This window comes from Qaidamihabitans albus, assembly GCF_016464705.1.
Lineage (GTDB): Bacteria > Actinomycetota > Actinomycetes > Mycobacteriales > Pseudonocardiaceae > Qaidamihabitans > Qaidamihabitans albus.
The window spans coordinates 452,336-469,690 of record NZ_JAEHOB010000003.1 but is presented as its reverse complement, the minus strand read 5'-3'; the positions used below and the strand labels follow the sequence as shown (position 1 = coordinate 469,690).

Here is a 17,355-nt window from a genome sequence, read left to right as displayed (position 1 = left end):
AATCCGCACCTTTCTTGGATCCTTTCGGTGAACTGATAGATCATCCTCTTCTTGTCCCCATCATTGGGTACTCGATGTTCCATCAAATTCGCCGTAGATCCCGCCGGCTTTGCTGCCGCGACAGAAGGATGTAGCGCCGAGAGCAGCATAATGGCAACGCCAAGAATGCTGATTATTTTCTTTCTCATAGTTCTACATTTAGGTCGACCTTGCAAGGATCGAAATTCAACGGAATCGCAAACTGGACAGCTGCACCGCTAGACCAACATCGAATAGACCCAGCACAGCCCCGGGTAGCACTGCGTTCTCAATCTTTCCCCCATAAGCACGACTCCAGCGCTGCGTACTGGATTGGTCACATACTGTCACCATAGCCGATGTTGGCGCTAGGGCCGGATGGACCAAGTTCAACTAGCCCGACTGCCCCTTAACCGGCCATTTCATTGCAGGTCGTAAGCCATCGATGCAGACATGGGCACGAGGTTCTGTCCGTCAATTGGAGGTCCCATTGCAATAGCCCGTACGGAACACTCCTGTCAGTCGGTGCGCGCCCCAATGTGGCGTTCGTTGCGTCGAACGCAACGGATGCCACATTGGGGAAACGGCCGCGGCGCTCGAAGCCAGCCGAGTACGGTGATCGCTCGTGATCGAACCCGGCTTCCTGGCCCGCACCCGTACCTCGTACGACACCCTGGCCGCCGACTACGCCGAGTACTTCCGCGACGAGCTCGCCGCCAAGCCGCTGGACCGGGCGGTGCTCGGTGGCTTCGCCGAGCTGGTCCGGACGGCGGGCAACGGGCCGGTCGCCGACATCGGCTGCGGTCCCGGCCGCATCGCCGCCCACCTGCACGGCCTCGGGGTGTCCGTGTCCGGCATCGACCTGTCGCCGCAGATGGTCGTTCAGGCCCGCCGGACGTATCCGGACCTGCGGTTCGACGTCGGGTCGATGACGGCCCTGGAACTGAAGGACTGTTCGCTCGGCGGCATCGTGGCCTGGTACTCGATCATCCACGTACCCGAGGAGCAGCTGCCCGGGGTTTTCGGCGAATTTCACCGGGTGCTGGCCCCTGGCGGGTACGTGCAGCTCGCGTTCCAGATCGGCGACGGGCCGCTGCACCGCACCGAAGCGGGCGGTCACGAGGTCTCGCTCGACTTCCACCAGCGGCGGCCGGACCAGGTCGCCGAGCTGTTGCGCGAAGCCGGGCTGGCCGAGCACGCCCGCCTGGTGCGCGAGCCCGACGGCGACGACGCGAGGTTCCCGGAGAACTCGCCGCAGGGCTTCCTACTGGCCCGCAAACCCGCCCAGCCTCGTGAGTGTGCAGACGAGTTCTAACTCGCGTAGGCACTCACGAGGGCTACTTGCGGATCTCCAGGGTGCAGCACTTCGGGCCGCCACCGGCCTTGCGGAGCTCGGAGATGTCGAGCAGCAGCGGCTCGTAGCCGCGCTCGGCGAGGCGGTCGGCGAGCCCGGTCGCCTCCAGCGGCAGGACCACGTTGTGCCCGTCGGAGACGCCGTTGCAGCCGAAACTCGCCGCGTCGGCCTCGGTGGCCAGGACCGCCTCGGGGAACATCCGCTCGAGCACCCGGCGAGACCCGGCCGAGAACGCTTGCGGGTAGTACACGACCTGTGCCGGCGCCGAGTCGGTCGCCTCGGCGAGCACGAACAGCGCGGTGTCGAGATGGTAGTAGCGCGGGTCCGTCAGCCGGAGCGACACGACCGGCACGCCGAGCGCCTCCTGCGCCTCCGCGTGCGCGTCGGGATCGGTGCGGAAACCCGAGCCGGCGAGCAGCACCCGCCCGGTCCACGCGAAGTCGCCCTCCGCCTCGTTGATCTTCGTCGGCATGGTGACCTCGCGGTAGCCGTTCTCGACGAACCAGCGACGGAAGTGCTCCGCCTCGGCCGCCCGCTCGGGGGCCCGGAAGCGCGCGCCGAGCACCCGCCCGTCGATCACCGTCGCCGAGTTCGCGGCGAAGACCATGTCCGGCAGACCGCGCTGGGGCGGAACCTCGTCGACCTCGTGCCCGAAGCGCAGGTAGGCGTCGCGCAGCGCGGTCCACTGCGCCAGCGCCCGGTCGGTGTCGACCGGCAGGCTCGGGTCCATCCACGGGTTGATCGCGTACTCGACCGCGAAGTACCGGGGCGCGCACATCAGATAGTGGCGTGGCGTGGGCACGCGCGCGGGCAGGGAAGCAGCGACCATCATACTTCGAATGTATGGGCATGGCATAGTGCAAGCAATCAACGGAGATTGCGCACAGGTGTGCTAAACGTTGCGTGTGAATACCTTGGATCAGCGGATCGTTTCGTGCCTGGTCGCCAACGCGAGGTCGAGCTTCGCGGAGATCGGAAAGGTGGTGGGCCTTTCCGCGCCCGCGGTCAAACGCCGCGTCGACCGGCTGCTCGACTCGGGTGTGCTGCGCGGCTTCACGGCCGTCGTCGACCCGGAGGCGCTTGGCTGGGGCACCGAGGCCTTCGTCGAGGTGCACTGCAGGGGCAACATCTCGCCTGCCCGCATCCGGGCGCGCCTCGAGCCGCTGCCCGAAGTGGTCGCCGCCTACACCGTTTCCGGCGCCGCCGATGCGATCGTGCACCTGCGCGCCGCCGACATCCACCACCTGGAAAGCGCGCTGGAACGCCTCCGGGGACTGGAGATCGTGGACCGCACCGAGTCCACCGTCGTGCTGTCCAGGCTGCTCGAACGCCCGCCGAACCCGCAGCAGTGACGATCCCGGCCGCCCAGCGCACGCGGGCAGAAGCCCGGTTCGCCCGAGACTGGGACCATGCCGGATATGACCGAACGGATTCTCGCCGAGCACACCGACGGGCTGGCCGTCATCACGGTGGACGCCCCGGACACCCGCAACGCGCTCACGCTCGACCTGTCCCGCGAGCTGGTCAAGGCGGTCAGCGCCGCCGAGCGGGACGAGAACGTGCACGCCGTGATCGTCACCGGCACGCCACCGGCCTTCTGCGCGGGCGCCGACCTGTCCGCGCTCGGCGAGGCCGCCGAGGACGGCCTTCGCGAGATCTACGCCGGTTTCCTCGCCGTCGCCAGGTGCGCGCTGCCGACCATCGCTGCGGTCGGTGGCGCCGCGGTGGGCGCCGGGCTGAACCTGGCGCTCGCCGCGGATCTCCGGCTGGCCGGGCCCAGGGCCCGCTTCGACGCGCGGTTCCTGCAACTCGGCCTGCATCCGGGTGGCGGGATGACCTGGATGGCGCAGCGCGCCGTCGGCACGCAGCAGGCCACCGCGATGACCCTGTTCGGCGAGGTCCTCGACGCGGAGGCCGCCACCCGCGCCGGGCTCGTCCTGCGCACGGTGGAGGGCGGGCACGAGCAGTTGCTCGACGCCGCCAGTGCACTGGCCCGCCCCGCCGTCGAGGCGCCGCGCGAACTGCTGGTCACCGCCAAGCGGACGATGCGCCACACGCGGGACCTCGACGACCACGCGGCCGCCGTCGAAGCCGAGCTCAGCCCTCAGGTCACGTCACTCGAGTCACCGGAATTCGCGGCCCGGCTGGAAGCGTTACGTTCCCGGATCGCCGGCCGATGATCCCAGAGACTGAGAAGGCAGAGCGTTGTTACCGCTGGTCACAGGTAAGCCGGATCACACCCCCGTACGGCCGTCGAAAACAACAAGTAATCTCGAAGTATTACGGCGTCGCGAGCGCCAAGTCGGGAGAGAGGGATCCGCTGGCTCATGAGCACGAGTCCGAACGGAACTGGCACCGAGCCGCTGTCGGCGACACGCCCGACGGAGATCAGCCGGCTGGATCGGGTCGTGATCCGTTTCGCGGGTGACTCGGGCGACGGCATGCAGCTGACGGGTGACCGGTTCACCTCGGAGGCGGCGGCCTTCGGCAACGACCTGGCGACCCTGCCGAACTTCCCGGCGGAGATCCGCGCGCCGCAGGGCACGATCCCGGGCGTCTCCTCGTTTCAGGTGCATTTCGCCGACTACGACATTCTCACGCCGGGCGACCGCCCGGACGTGCTCGTGGCGATGAACCCGGCGGCGCTGAAGGCGAACCTGGCCGATGTCCCGCGGGGCGGAACGATCATCGTCAACATCGACGAGTTCAACAAGCGCAACCTCTCGAAGGTCGGCTACGACAGCGACCCGCTCGAGGACGACTCGCTGTCGGCGTTCGAGGTGCACCGGGTGGCGATGTCGACGCTGACACAGGGCGCGCTGGCGGAGACGGGCCTGGGCAAGAAGGACGCCGAGCGGTGCAAGAACATGTTCGCGCTCGGCCTGCTGTCGTGGATGTATCACCGGCCCACCGAGGGCACCGAGCGGTTCCTGCAGGAGAAGTTCGCGAAGAAGCCGGACATCGCCGAGGCGAACCTGCTGGCGTTTCGCGCGGGCTGGTACTACGGCGAGACCACCGAGTCCTTCGCCACGACCTTCGAGGTCGCGCCCGCCAAGCTTGCGCCCGGCACCTACCGGCAGATCACCGGCAACACCGCGCTGGCCTACGGGATCGTGGCCGCCGGGCAACGGTCCGGGCTGCCGATCCTGCTCGGCACCTACCCGATCACCCCGGCCTCCGACGTCCTGCACGAGCTGTCCAAGCACAAGAACTTCGGCATCACCACCTTCCAGGCCGAGGACGAGATCGCCGGGATCGGAGCCGCGCTGGGCGCCAGCTACGGCGGCGCGCTGGGCATCACCTCGACCTCCGGGCCGGGGGTGGCGCTGAAGAGCGAGACGATCGGGCTCGGCGTGATGACCGAGCTGCCGCTGGTCGTGATCGACGTGCAGCGCGGCGGCCCGTCCACCGGGCTGCCGACCAAGACCGAGCAGGCCGACCTGCTGCAGGCGATGTTCGGCCGCAACGGCGAGTCGCCGGTGCCCATCGTGGCGCCGTGCACGCCTGCGGACTGCTTCGACATCGCACTCGAGGCCACTCGCATCGCGCTCACCTACCGCACCCCGGTGCTGCTGCTCTCCGACGGCGCGGTGGCCAACGGCTCGGAGCCGTGGCTGATCCCGGACGTCGAGGACCTGCCCGACCTGCGGGTCACGTTCGCCTCCGAGCCCAACGCCACCGACGGCTCCGGCGAGTTCTGGCCCTACGTGCGCGACCCGGAGACCCTGGCCCGCGAGTGGGCGGTGCCCGGCACCCCCGGCCTGCAGCACCGCATCGGCGGCCTGGAGAAACAGGACGGCAAGGGCAGCATCTCCTACGACCCGGACAACCACGAGGCCATGGTCCGCATCCGGCAGGCCAAGATCGACGGCATCGACGTGCCGGACGTGACCGTGGACGACCCCAGCGGGGGCAAGGCCCGCGTGCTAGCACTGGGCTGGGGTTCCAGCTTCGGCCCGATCGGCGCCGCGTGCCGCCGGGTCCGCAAGAACGGGCTACCGATCGCGCAGGCGCACCTGCGTCACCTCAACCCGCTGCCGGGCAACCTCGGCGACCTGCTGCGCGCCTACGACACCGTGGTGGTGCCGGAGATGAACATGGGCCAGCTCGCCATGCTGCTGCGCGCCAAGTACCTCATCGACGTTCAGTCCTACACCAAGGTCGCCGGGCTCCCCTTCAAGGCCGAAGAGCTCGAGGGCGTCTTCACCGACACCATCACGGCTGCCCGCAAGGAGGCCACACTGTGACCGCCGACGTACTCACTCCCGCGGAGGCGGAAAACATGCCCGCCGACGTACTCACTCCCGCGGAGGCGGAAAACATGCCCGCCGACGTACTCCTCCCCGCGGAGGCGACATCATGACCGCGACTGATCTGGGACTGCCCACCCTCGGTGGGCTGGATCTGGTCCCCACCAGCGACGAACCCCAGAAGTCCAAGGAGTACAAGTCCGACCAGGAGGTGCGCTGGTGCCCCGGGTGCGGTGACTACATCGTGCTCAACACCATCCAGTCCTTCCTGCCCACCCTCGGGCTGCGCCGCGAGAACATCGTGTTCGTCTCCGGGATCGGCTGCTCCAGCCGCTTCCCGTACTACATGAACACCTACGGGATGCACTCCATCCACGGCCGCGCTCCCGCCATCGCCACCGGCCTGGCCACCACCCGGCCCGACCTGTCGGTGTGGGTCGTCACCGGCGACGGCGACGCGCTGTCCATCGGCGGCAACCACCTCATCCACAGCCTGCGCCGCAACGTCAACCTCAAGATCCTGCTGTTCAACAACCGGATTTACGGGTTGACCAAGGGCCAGTACTCACCGACGTCGGACCAGGGCATGGTCACGAAGTCGACGCCGATGGGCTCGGTGGACACCCCGTTCAACCCGATCTCGCTGGCGCTCGGCGCCGAGGCCTCCTTCGTCGGCCGCGCCCTCGACAGCGACAAGAAGGGGCTGACCGAGGTGCTCGGAGCCGCCGCCGCCCACCGTGGCTCCGCCCTGGTGGAGATCTACCAGAACTGCCCGATCTTCAACGACGGTGCCTTCGACGTCCTCAAGGACAAGGACGAGGCCGAACGCAGGCTCATCCCGCTCAAGGCCGGTGAGCCGATCCGCTTCGGCCCGGACGGTGACTACGGTGTCACCCGGAGTGCGTGGGGCGGGCTCGAGGCCGGCAAGGTCTCCGAGATCGGCGAGGACAACCTCGTCGTGCACGACCCCACCATCGAGGACACCGCCTACGCCTTCGCGCTGTCCCGCCTCGGCGGGCAGGACCTCCAGCAGACCCCCACCGGCATCTTCCGCCAGGTCAGCAGGCCCACCTACGACGACCAGGCCCGTGCCCAGGTCCAGCAGGCCGCGGAAGCCAAAACACCGGACCTGCACGCACTGCTGCGCGGCAAGGATACCTGGACCGTCACCTGACCGGAGCGGCCGCGCGTTTTCCCGGACGGCCTCAGGCCAGCGGGCGGAAGCCGACACGCTCGGCGTCGGCCGGTGTGCGGAACCAGACCTCGGCGACCATGTTCGGGAACTGGGCCGACTCCTCGGTGCAGTAGCGCAGCGCCGTGACACTGGCCTTGACCGTGTACTCCTCCGAGGGCCTGCCGCCGCCCGGCTGCGGCATCGCCGAACCGGGGCCGAACGGGCCCGGCGGAAGATCGGAGCCGTAGGCCCCGTGATCCCGTGCGGGCGGGGCCTCGGCGGGCTCGCTGCCGTTCGCCGGCTCGAACAGCGAGCCGCTGTGCACGTCGGCGTCCTCGGGTTCGCGGCGGGTGACGGCCCGCATCGACGGCCGGATCGGCTGCGGTGGGTCGAAGCCGCCCCTCGGTGACTGGCGTGGCTGCCGTTTGGGCAGCAACTGCGTCTGCTCCACGGCGGGCTCGTCCGGCTCCCCGTCCGCACCGGGACCCCCGCCGAAGGCGTACGCGGGAGGTTGCTCGGTGGTCTCGGGCTCCATCGGCTCCTGCTCGTATCGCGGGTGCTCGTCCGGCGCGGGCTCGTACTGGGCGGGCTCGAAGAGACTCGCCGGCCTCCGCTCCGGCTCGGGCTGCGGCGCGGGGGCCGGCTCCTCCCCGTAGGTCTCGTACTCCCCGTACCGGGGCTCCTCGTGGCGGGGCTCGTCGTGGCGGGGCTCGTCGTACCCGGTTTCCTCGTGGTCCAGGCCCTCGCCCTGGTCCTCGTAGCCCTGGCCGTCGTAGCCCTGGTCCTCGTACTCGCGGTCGGCTGCGTCGAGCACGGACGTCACGTCGGAGGCGGCCGAGGAATCGGCATCGTGGGCGGGCCGGTGTTCGTAGCCCTCAAGGCTGTTCTGTTCGTGCCAGCCGGGTGCCGGGGCGAGCCGCTCCGTCGGCTCCGCCTGCGCGAACTCGTCATCCTGCTCCGCCGCGGGCACGAACTGCCTGGTGGACGGCACCGGCGCGAACGGCTCCCCATCCTCCTCGGCCGGGCGGGCGTTCCCCGCCGACTCGCGGCGCTGGGCGGCGGCCGCGGACTCGCGGGCCGTCTCCAGCCTGCGTTCGAGGTCCCGGATGCGGCTGCGCGCCGGCAGTACCAGGAACAGCCAGGCGAGCAGCGCGCCGAGCACGAACGCGGCCGCACTGAACAGCCAAACCTGCCCGAAAATGGACATACCCGCGCTGTCCTCCTCAGTAGGTCCGTGCGACGAGGTAGTCGGCGACCGACTCGCAGGCGTCCCGCGCCGGTGATGGCGCAAGCGACGCCAGCTCCGTCCTCGCGCGCTGAGCGTAGTCGGAAAGGGTGACGCGCGCGCGTTCGAGTCCGCTCGACTTGCGCAGCAGGCCGAGGGCCTCGGCTACCAGCTCGTCGTCGGTGAGCGGGCCAGCCAGCAGCTCGGCCAGCCGCGGGTCGGGCCGGTCGGCCGACAGCTCGTAGAGCATCGGCAGGGTGCGCACACCCTCGCGCAGGTCGGTGCCCTGCGACTTGCCCGACTCGTCGGAAGGCGAGGCGATATCGATGACGTCGTCGGAGATCTGGAAGGCCGCACCGATGATCTCGCCGAAGCGGCACAGGGCCTCGACGTGCTCGGGTTTCGCGCCGGAGAGCATGCCGCCGAAGCGGCCCGCGGTGGCGATGAGCGACCCGGTCTTCTGCGCGATCACCGAGAGGTAGTGCTCGACCGGGTCCTCCCCTGCGCCGGGGCCGACGGTCTCCCGCATCTGCCCGGTCACCAGCTCACCGAAGGTCTCGGCGATGATCCGTGCGGCGTCCGTGCCGAGGTCGGCCACCAGCCTGGAGGCGTGCGCGAACAGGAAGTCGCCGGTGAGGATCGCGATCGTGTTGTCCCAGCGGGCGTTCACGCTCTGTGCTCCCCGGCGCATCGTCGCCTCGTCCATCACGTCGTCGTGGTAGAGCGTCGCGAGATGCACCAGCTCGACCGATGCCGCGGCCGTCACCACCGCCGCGCGGCCGCCGTCGCCGAACTGGGAGGCCAGCAGGGTGAACAGCGGACGAAAGCGTTTGCCCCCGGCCTCGACCAGGTGGGTCGCCGCCTCGTTGACCGCCTGCACGTCACTGCGCACGACATCACGCAGGATGTCCTCGACCTCGTTCAGGCCACTGGCGAGCGTGCGCAGTAGCTGCTCGTCGGCTATCTGCAGGCCGACTGCAGCGCGCAACTCATCCATGGTGCCTTCACGCACTGACACGTCGGCTCCGCCCTCTCGGCACTGGGGTCACGGTCCCCATCAGCCTAATGCCAGGGCCGTCGACCCCGACGACCCGCTGGTCAAGCGCTTACGTGACGAACGCGACACCCCCCCGGCCTCGTGAGTGGCTACGCGCGTTCTAACTCGTGTAGCCACTCACGAGGGCGCCGGGCTCAGGAGGGCATCGCGAAGCTGCCCGCGCTCGCCCAGTCGAGAGCGAACGCCGGGGCCAGGCCGAGCAGCAGGGTGACCACCACACCGAGGGTGATCGCCGCCGTGGTGAACGCCCCGGGGACGCTCACCGTCGGCCCCTCGGGTGCGGGCTCGGAGAAGTACATCAGCACGACCACCCGCAGGTAGAAGAACGCCGCGACCGCGCTGAAAACGAGCGCGATCACCACGAGCGGCGCCATGCCGTCGGACAGCGCCGCCGAGAACACCGCGAACTTGCCGACGAAACCACTGGTCGCCGGGATCCCGGCGAGCGCGAGCAGCAGGAACGTGAACACGGCCGCCAGCAGCGGCGAGCGCTTCGCCAGGCCCGCCCAGGCGGACAGATGCGTCGCCTCGCCGGAGGCGTCCCGGACCAGCGAGACCACGCCGAACGCCGCGATCGTGGTGAAACCGTAGGCGAGCAGGTAGAACATCGTGCTCGAAAGGCCCTCCTCGGTCAGCGCCATCGCGCCGATCAGCAGGAAGCCGGCATGGGCGATCGAGGAGTAGGCGATCATCCGCTTGACGTCGGTCTGCGTCAGGCCGAGCACCGCACCGATGGCCATCGAGATGATCGCGACGGCCCACAGCACGCCGCGCCACTCCCAGCTCGTCGACTCGAAGGCGACCGTCAGCACCCGCAGAATGCCGCCGAACGCGGCGACCTTCGTGCATGCCGCCATGAACGCGGTGATCGGGGTCGGCGCGCCCTGGTACACGTCCGGCGTCCAGGTGTGGAACGGGCCGACCGAGCCCTTGAACAGCAGGCCGACCATGAGGAGCCCGAAGCCGGCGAACAGCAGCGTGTCCGAACGGTCGGTGCCCGCGGTCGCGGAGGCGATGTCCGCCAGCCGCACCGAGCCCGCGTAGCCGTAGAGCAGCGCGATGCCGTACAGGAAGATCGCGCTGGCGAACGCCCCGAGCAGGAAGTACTTGACCGCGGCCTCCTGCGAGATCAGCCGCCGCCTGCGCGCGAGCCCGCACATCAGGTACAGCGGCAGGCTCAGCACCTCGAGCGCGATGAACATCGTCAGCAGGTCGTTGGCCGCGGTGAACGTCATCATCCCGCCGAGCGCGAACAGCGTCAGCGGGAACACCTCGGTCTGCATGCCGGTGGAGCCCACCTGCGCACGGTCCTGCACGGTGCCCGGGCTGATCCCGGCCTGCGCGACGAACGACCCGCCCGGCTCCACCGACCGGTCGGCGATGAGCAGCACCGCGCCCAGCGCCAGCGCAAGCAGCGTGCCCCACAGGAACAGCGCCGGGCGATCCACCGCGACCGTGCCGCTCAGCGTGGTCGTCCCGGCGGCGGGCGAGCCTCCGACATAGGCACCCAGTGCCACCCCGGCGCCCGCGAGGGCCAGCAGGCTCAGCGCGACCTGACCGGACCACCGCTGGTGCTTGGGCAGGAAGGCCTCCAGCAACACCCCCAGGCACGCCGCGCCGAGGATGATCAGGATCGGCAGGATCGCGGCGTAGTCGATGCCGGGCGCGTCCAGGTTCGTCGGCTGCTGGGCGAGAAAAACGTTCAACACGGCTCAGTTACCTTCCTGCACCGCAGAGAGTGTCGCTTCGACCGAGGGCGTGACCGTGTCGAGCACCGGCTTCGGGTAGAAGCCGAGCCCGATGATCAGGACCACCAGCGGCGCGAGGAGTGCGATTTCCTTCGGCGAGAGATCACGGACGGCCTTCTTGGCTCCCGCCTCGGGGGCGATCGCCGTCCCCGGCCCGCCACCGGCGCCCACCAGTGCGTCCCCGCGCACGGGCCCGGTCATGATGCGCTGGTAGAGCCAGAGCACGTACACCGCGGCGAGCACCATGCCCACCGTGGCGACGATCGCGTAGACCGGCCTGGCGTCGAACGCGCCGAGCAGCACGAGGAACTCGCTGATGAACGAGTTCGTGCCGGGCAGGGACAGTGTGGACAGACCGGCGATCAGCAGCATCGCACCGAGCACCGGCGTGATCTTGGCCATGCCGCCGTAGTCGGAGATCCGCGTCGATCCACCGCGTGCCACGACCAGCCCGATCACCAGGATCAGCATGCCCGTGGCGAGGCTGTGGTTGAGCATGTACGTCACCGCGCCGACCTCGGCCTGCATGGTGAAGGCGAAGATGCCGAGCGCGATGAAGCCGAAGTGGGCGATCGAGACGTAGGCGACGAACCGCTTCATGTCCTGCTGCCCGGCGGCGAGCACCGAGCCGTAGATCACCCCGGCCACGGCGAGCCCGAGTACCAGCGGCGCGAGCTGGGTACTCGCCTCCGGGAACATCGGCAGGCAGTAGCGCAGGAAGCCGAACGTGCCGACCTTGTCCAGCACGCCCACCAGCAGCACGGCGACGCCGATCGGGGCCTGTCCCGCCGCGTCCGGCAGCCAGGTGTGGAACGGCACCAGCGGCGCCTTGATCGCGAAGGCGAGGAAGAAGCCGAGGAACAGCCAGATCTGCGTGCTCGCCGGTGCGTCGCGCACCACCGTGACCAGCGTGGCCCAGTCGAACGTGCCCTGGCCGAGTTCGTCGGAGGCCAGCGAGTACGCGCCGATCGCCGACGCCAGCATGATCAGGCCGCCGAGGAAGGAGTACAGGAAGAACTTGACCGCCGCGTACTGCCGCCTCGGCCCGCCGTAGTAGCCGATCAGGAAGTACATCGGGATCAGCATGAGCTCGAACAGCACGTAGAACAGGAACACGTCGGTGGCCGCGAACACCCCGATCGTGAGCGACTGCTGCACGAGGATCAGCGAGAGGAAGCCGCCGGCGCCGCGCCCCTCGGGCAGCTTGTCCGCCGAGCCGAGCGCACCGATGACGATCGGCACCAGCAACGCGATCACCGCGATCATGACCAGCGCGATGCCGTCGATACCGAAGGAGATGTGGATGCCGAACGCCGGGATCCAGTCCATCGACGAGGCCTGCTGGATCCGGTCGCCCGCCGGATCGTAGGTCAGCCACAGTGGAACGATCAGCAGCAGCTCGACGAGCGACACGGCGAGTGCGGTGAGCATCGCCAGCCGGTCGTTCCCGCGCAGGCCGGCGACGGCGAGCGCACCGGCCAGCGGCAGCAGGATCAGAACTAGCAACCAGGTCATGCGAACCTCACCAACAGCAGGGCCGCGACGATCAGGAACGAACCGCCGAGCATCGAAAGCGCGTAAGAGCGGACGAAACCGGTCTGCAACCTGCGCAACCGGCCGGAGCCGCCGCCGAGCCCGGCCGCCAGCCCGTTGACCGCGCCGTCGACTCCCTTGTTGTCCAGGTAGACGGCGAAGCGGGTCGCCCACAGGCCAGGCGTGGCCACCAGCGTCTCGTTCAGCGCGTTGCCGTACAGGTCGTTACGGGCGGCGCGGACGACGGCGGAGACGTTGCGGGGCCGCTCGACCGGGATGTCGCGCCTGCCGAAGATCAGCCACGCGATCAGCACGCCGAGCGCCGACATCCCGACCGTCAGCCACGGGATCAGCGCGTGCGGCACGACTCCGTGCTCGGCCTCCGCGAGCGAGCCGACGGAGGGAGCCAGGAACTCCACGAGCCGGTCGCCGAAGGTGAACAGGAATCCGGCGCCGACCGAGCCGACCGCCAGCACCATCATCGGCACCGTCATCACCGGTGGCGACTCGTGCGGATGGAACTCCCGGCCGTCCGCCGACCTGATCTCCCGCCAGCGCTCCTTGCCGAAGAAGGTCAGCAGCACCAGGCGCGTCATGTAGAAGCCGGTGAGCCCGGCACCGAGCAGCGCGGCACCGCCGAACACCCAGGCCTGCCAGCCCTCCCCGCCGAACGCGGCCTCGATGATCGCGTCCTTCGAGAAGTAGCCGGAGAAGAACGGGAACCCGATCAACGCCAGGTAGCCGAGGCCGAAGGTGACGAACGTGATCGGCATCCGCTTGTAGAGCCCGCCGAACTTGCGCATGTCGACCTCGTCGTTCATGCCGTGCATGATCGATCCGGCGCCGAGGAACAGCCCGGCCTTGAAGAAGCCGTGGGTCAGCAGGTGCATCAGGCCGAGCGCGTAGCCGAACGGCCCCAGCCCGACGGCGAGCATCATGTAGCCGATCTGGCTGACCGTGGAGTACGCGAGCACCTTCTTGATGTCGTCGTAGGCACAGCCGATGATCGCGCCGATCAGCAGCGTCAGCGCACCGACGATCGTGACCGCGAGGCGGCCGGTCTCGGTCAGGTTGTAGATCGGGGCGCAGCGGGCGATGAGGTACACGCCCGCGGTGACCATCGTCGCCGCGTGGATCAGCGCCGACACCGGGGTCGGGCCTTCCATCGCGTCCGGCAACCACGCCTGCAGCGGGAACTGGCCCGACTTGCCGCACGCGCCGAGCAGGAGCAGCAGCCCGATGGCGGTGACCACGGCGGGCGAGAGGTCCCCGATGCCCGCGAACACCTCGCTGTAGCCGGTGCTGCCGATGTACTTGAACATCAGGAAGATCGCCAGCGCCAGTCCCACGTCACCGACGCGGTTCATGATGAACGCCTTCTTCGCGGCGCTCGCCGCGGCCGGCCGGTCCTGGTACCACCCGATCAGCAGGTAGGACGCGAGGCCGACACCCTCCCAGCCCAGGTACAACGTGACGAAGCTGTTGCCGAGCACCAGGACCAGCATCGAGGCGACGAACAGGTTGAGAAAGGCAAAGAAACGGCGCCGCGCTCGAGCCGAATTGCCGACTCCGTCGGCGGCATCGTCGGACATGTAGCCGATCGAGTAGATGTGGATCAGCGAGCCGACGCCGGTGATCAGCAGCACGAAGATCATCGAGAGCGCGTCGATCCGCAGCCCGAAGTCCACCTGCAGCGCCTCGACGGGAATCCACGAGTACAGCGTGGTGTCCTCGGCGTTCTCGAACGAGCTGCCGAAGAACATTGCCGCGCCGTAGACGAAGGAGGCGATGACCGTCGCGCAACCGAGCAGGTGTCCCCACCCGTTGGTCCGCTTGCCGCCGACCAGCAGGATGAGGGCGCCGAGCGCGGGAAACGCGACCAGCAGCCACGATGATGCGATCACTTACCGGGCCCTCTCAGTACTTGAGCAAGTTGGTGTCATCGACCGAAGCCGAGCGGCGCGTGCGGAAGATCGACATGATGATCGCCAGCCCGACCACGACCTCCGCCGCGGCCACGACCATCACGAAGAACGCCATCACCTGCCCCTCGATGGAACCGTTGATGCGCCCGAACGTGACCAGCGAGAGGTTCACCGCGTTGAGCATCAGCTCGACGCACATGAACACGACGATCGCGTTGCGCCGCACCAGGACGCCGACGGCTCCGATCGAGAACAGCAACGCCGACAGCAGCAGGTAGTAGGTCGGGGTCACGAACGATCGCCTTCCTCTGCGGTGTCCTCCGGAGGAACCAGCGCGTGCGCGTCCGGCTTCGGCACCTCGCCTGCCACCTCCTTGCGCTGGCGCTCGAACTGCGCGGCCGAGGTGTTCTCGATCAGCGCGGACAGCGACTCGGGCGCGACCGTACCGTCCGGCAGCAGCGCCGGTGTGGCCACCGAGTTGGCCGTGGCGAACACGCCGGGTCCCGGCTTCGGCGACGGCCGCTCGTACTCACCGCGGAAGCGGGCCTCCACGAGCTCGCGCTGCGACCGCCTGCCACCGGGGCCCTGCCGGCTGGTGAACGAGAGCACCATCCCGCCCATCGCCGCGGTGATCAGCAGTGCCGAGGTGAGCTCGAACGGGAAGAGGTAGTCGCTGAAGATGATCCGGCCGAGGCCGCCTGCTCCGCCGCCCTCCGGGCTCCACGGGTCCAGCGGCGCGGCCGGGGTCACGTCGGCGAACGCCCGGGTCAGCGCACCGGCGAACAGCCCGGCCATGCCGATCCCGAGCACGGTGGCGGCGAGCCGCTGGCCACGTAGCACCTCCACCACCGAGTCCGACGAGTCCCGCCCGGCGAGCATCAGCACGAACAGGAACAGCATCATGATCGCGCCGGTGTAGACGATGATCTGCGTGAAGCCGAGGAACTGCGCCTGCTGCACCAGGTAGAGGATGCCGAGCGTGAGCATGGTGACCACCAGCCACAGCGCCGAGTGCACCGCGTTGCGCGCGAAGATCATGCCCAGCGCGCCTGCGACGGCCAGCGGGGCGAGTATCCAGAACGCGATGGCCTCACCCGTCGACACCGTCGCCTCGGCGGTGGCCTGCGCGAGAACGGGCACCATCACTGCTGTGTCTCCTCGTCGCGCGGCCGGCGAACGCGTATCCGGATCACTGCATCGCCCTCTCTTCCGACGTCTCGACCGTCTCCCCGGCCGGCACTCCCCGTCCGCGAGCGAGGTCGGGGCCGTTGACGTAGTAGTCCTGCTCGTTGTCGCCGAGCCGCATGGGGTGCGGTGGCTGCTCCATTCCGGGCAGCAGCGGGGCGAGCAGGTCCTCCTTCGTGTAGATCAGCTTCTGCCGGTCGTCGTCGGCGATCTCGTAGAAGTTGATCATGGTCAGCGATCGGGTCGGACACGCCTCCACGCACAGGCCGCAGCCGATGCAGCGGAGGTAGTTGATCTGGTAGTCCATGCCGTAGCGCTCACCAGGGGAGTAACGCTCCTCCTCGGTGTTGTCGCCACCCTCGACGAAGATCGCGTCGGCCGGGCACGCCCACGCGCACAGCTCGCAGCCGACGCACTTCTCCAGCCCGTCCGGATGCCGGTTGAGCTGGTGCCGGCCGTGGTAGCGGGGCGCGGCGGGCGCACCGATCTCCGGATACTCCTCGGTGGCCACCTTCTTGAACATGTTGGAGAAAGTGACGCCGAAGCCCTTGATGGGATCAAACATCCCCATCGGAACCCTCCTTAGCTGGGGTGACCGCGGCCGGTTCCTTCGCGCTGGACCTCGCCTTGGCCTTGAGCGCCTTGCGGCGCGGGGTCGTCTTCGGCACCTTCAGGTCCAGCGGCGGCACCGGGTAGTCGCCGCCGGTGGTCGGAACCGCGTCCTCGTCCGGGATCTCCCGCTCCGGCAGCAGCAGCGTCAGCAGCACGATGACCGCGATGACGATGCCGCCGACGACCAGGATCTGACCGGTCGAGATCTCGGCGTCGTTGCGGACCGCACGGATCGCGGAGATGACCACGATCCAGATCAGGCCGACCGGAACGAGCACCTTCCAGCCCAGCTTCATGAACTGGTCGTAACGGAAGCGGGGCAGCGTGCCCCGCAGCCAGATGAAGCCGAACAGCAGGAGGAACGTCTTGGCGAAGAACCAGATCACCGGCAGCCAGCCCTGGTTGAGCGCCGAGTCGGCGCCCACGAACGGGAACATGTAGCCGCCGAGGAACAGCGTGGTCGCGAACGCCGAGACGATCACCATGTTGACGTACTCGGCGAGGAAGAACATCGCGAACTTCATCGAGCTGTACTCGGTGTGGAAACCGCCGACCAGTTCGGACTCCGCCTCGGGCAGGTCGAACGGCGCGCGGTTGGTCTCGCCGACCATCGAGATCATGTAGATGACGAAGCTGGGCAGCAGCAGGTAGAAGAACCAGCCGCCCTGCTGCGCGTCGACGATCTCGCCGGTGGACAGCGACTGCGCGTACAGCGCGACACCGATGATCGCGAGTCCCATCGCGATCTCGTACGAGATCACCTGCGCCGCCGAGCGCAGGCCGCCGAGCAGCGGGTACGGCGAGCCCGAGGACCAGCCGGCCAGCACGATGCCGTAGACCCCGACCGAGGCACCGGCGAGGACCAGCAGCACACCGACCGGCAGCTCGACGAGCTGGAGCACGGTGCGCTCGCCGAAGATCGACACCTCGGGTCCGAACGGGATCGCCGCCAGCCCGATCAGCGCGGGCACAACGGCGATCACCGGGGCCAGGAAGTAGAGCTTGCGGTCGGCCGTGTCCGGGATGACCTGTTCCTTGAACGGCAGCTTGATCGCGTCCGCGAGGGACTGCAGGTAGCCGCCGGGACCGACGCGGTTGGGGCCGGGCCGGTTCTGCATCCGGCCGACCGCCTTGCGCTCCCAGACGATCAGGAAGATCGTCAGGATCGGCCCGATGAGCAGGATCACCACGACCTTGAGCAGAACCAGCCACAGCGGGTCGTCCGCGAGCAGCTCGACCCTGTTCATCGGCTCCTGCACCTGAGCAAGCAACGG

15 protein-coding genes are annotated in these 17,355 nt (G+C 68.7%); 5 read left to right on the top strand and 10 right to left on the bottom strand.

All coding sequences use genetic code 11. The annotated features are described in order from the left end of the window. The first annotated feature begins 643 nt into the window (after positions 1 to 643). A complete protein-coding gene (locus JAP66_RS08560) occupies positions 644 to 1,333 on the top strand; it encodes a class I SAM-dependent DNA methyltransferase (RefSeq protein WP_199431046.1) in 690 nt (229 codons plus the stop codon). Positions 1,334 to 1,355: 22 nt separating this feature from the next. On the opposite strand, the gene ddaH is transcribed toward JAP66_RS08560, so the two are convergent. After that, the gene (gene ddaH, locus JAP66_RS08555; RefSeq protein ID WP_372448950.1) at positions 1,356 to 2,201 is read right to left on the bottom strand and encodes a dimethylargininase; all 846 of its coding nucleotides are present in this window, start codon (positions 2,199 to 2,201) and stop codon (positions 1,356 to 1,358) included. Between the two features lie 76 nt (positions 2,202 to 2,277). Here ddaH and JAP66_RS08550 point away from each other — a divergent pair, with 76 nt between their 5' ends. From JAP66_RS08550 to JAP66_RS08535, 4 genes are all read left to right on the top strand, one after another. Then, the gene (locus tag JAP66_RS08550) at positions 2,278 to 2,724 is read left to right on the top strand and encodes an Lrp/AsnC family transcriptional regulator (protein ID WP_199431045.1); all 447 of its coding nucleotides are present in this window, start codon (positions 2,278 to 2,280) and stop codon (positions 2,722 to 2,724) included. 66 nt (positions 2,725 to 2,790) lie between these two features. Then, positions 2,791 to 3,552 (top strand): enoyl-CoA hydratase, encoded by a 762-nt coding sequence (locus JAP66_RS08545; protein WP_199431044.1) that lies wholly within the window; start codon positions 2,791 to 2,793, stop codon positions 3,550 to 3,552. A gap of 147 nt (positions 3,553 to 3,699) precedes the next feature. Then, the gene (locus JAP66_RS08540) at positions 3,700 to 5,619 is read left to right on the top strand and encodes a 2-oxoacid:acceptor oxidoreductase subunit alpha (RefSeq protein ID WP_199431043.1); all 1,920 of its coding nucleotides are present in this window, start codon (positions 3,700 to 3,702) and stop codon (positions 5,617 to 5,619) included. A 112-nt stretch (positions 5,620 to 5,731) separates the two neighbouring features. After that, positions 5,732 to 6,796 carry a 2-oxoacid:ferredoxin oxidoreductase subunit beta gene (locus JAP66_RS08535; protein WP_199431042.1) on the top strand — a complete coding sequence of 355 codons (1,065 nt, stop codon included), beginning with the start codon at positions 5,732 to 5,734 and terminating at the stop codon, positions 6,794 to 6,796. 31 nt (positions 6,797 to 6,827) lie between these two features. Here JAP66_RS08535 and JAP66_RS08530 read toward each other — a convergent pair whose 3' ends face one another. From JAP66_RS08530 to nuoH, 9 genes are all read right to left on the bottom strand, one after another. Beyond that, on the bottom strand, positions 6,828 to 8,003 hold the full coding sequence (locus JAP66_RS08530) for a sunset domain-containing protein (protein ID WP_199431041.1): 1,176 nt from the start codon (positions 8,001 to 8,003) through the stop codon (positions 6,828 to 6,830). A 16-nt stretch (positions 8,004 to 8,019) separates the two neighbouring features. Continuing rightward, complete coding sequence (locus JAP66_RS08525; protein WP_199431040.1) at positions 8,020 to 9,018, bottom strand: polyprenyl synthetase family protein; 999 nt, start codon at positions 9,016 to 9,018, stop codon at positions 8,020 to 8,022. A gap of 194 nt (positions 9,019 to 9,212) precedes the next feature. Then, complete coding sequence (nuoN, locus tag JAP66_RS08520; RefSeq protein WP_199431039.1) at positions 9,213 to 10,787, bottom strand: NADH-quinone oxidoreductase subunit NuoN; 1,575 nt, start codon at positions 10,785 to 10,787, stop codon at positions 9,213 to 9,215. Between the two features lie 3 nt (positions 10,788 to 10,790). Further along, the gene (locus JAP66_RS08515) at positions 10,791 to 12,341 is read right to left on the bottom strand and encodes an NADH-quinone oxidoreductase subunit M (protein ID WP_199431038.1); all 1,551 of its coding nucleotides are present in this window, start codon (positions 12,339 to 12,341) and stop codon (positions 10,791 to 10,793) included. After that, on the bottom strand, positions 12,338 to 14,263 hold the full coding sequence (gene nuoL / locus JAP66_RS08510; RefSeq protein WP_199431037.1) for an NADH-quinone oxidoreductase subunit L: 1,926 nt from the start codon (positions 14,261 to 14,263) through the stop codon (positions 12,338 to 12,340). The genes JAP66_RS08515 and nuoL overlap by 4 nt, the downstream gene beginning before the upstream one ends. Positions 14,264 to 14,276: 13 nt before the next feature. Beyond that, positions 14,277 to 14,576, bottom strand: a complete 300-nt coding sequence (gene nuoK, locus JAP66_RS08505; protein WP_199431036.1) for an NADH-quinone oxidoreductase subunit NuoK — start codon at positions 14,574 to 14,576, stop codon at positions 14,277 to 14,279. Beyond that, on the bottom strand, positions 14,573 to 15,427 hold the full coding sequence (locus JAP66_RS08500; RefSeq protein WP_199431144.1) for an NADH-quinone oxidoreductase subunit J: 855 nt from the start codon (positions 15,425 to 15,427) through the stop codon (positions 14,573 to 14,575). The genes nuoK and JAP66_RS08500 overlap by 4 nt, the downstream gene beginning before the upstream one ends. 46 nt (positions 15,428 to 15,473) lie before the next feature. Beyond that, positions 15,474 to 16,040, bottom strand: a complete 567-nt coding sequence (gene nuoI / locus JAP66_RS08495) for an NADH-quinone oxidoreductase subunit NuoI (RefSeq protein WP_199431035.1) — start codon at positions 16,038 to 16,040, stop codon at positions 15,474 to 15,476. Next, positions 16,027 to 17,328 (bottom strand): NADH-quinone oxidoreductase subunit NuoH, encoded by a 1,302-nt coding sequence (nuoH, locus tag JAP66_RS08490; RefSeq protein WP_199431034.1) that lies wholly within the window; start codon positions 17,326 to 17,328, stop codon positions 16,027 to 16,029. The genes nuoI and nuoH overlap by 14 nt, the downstream gene beginning before the upstream one ends. Between the last annotated feature and the right edge of the window lie 27 nt (positions 17,329 to 17,355).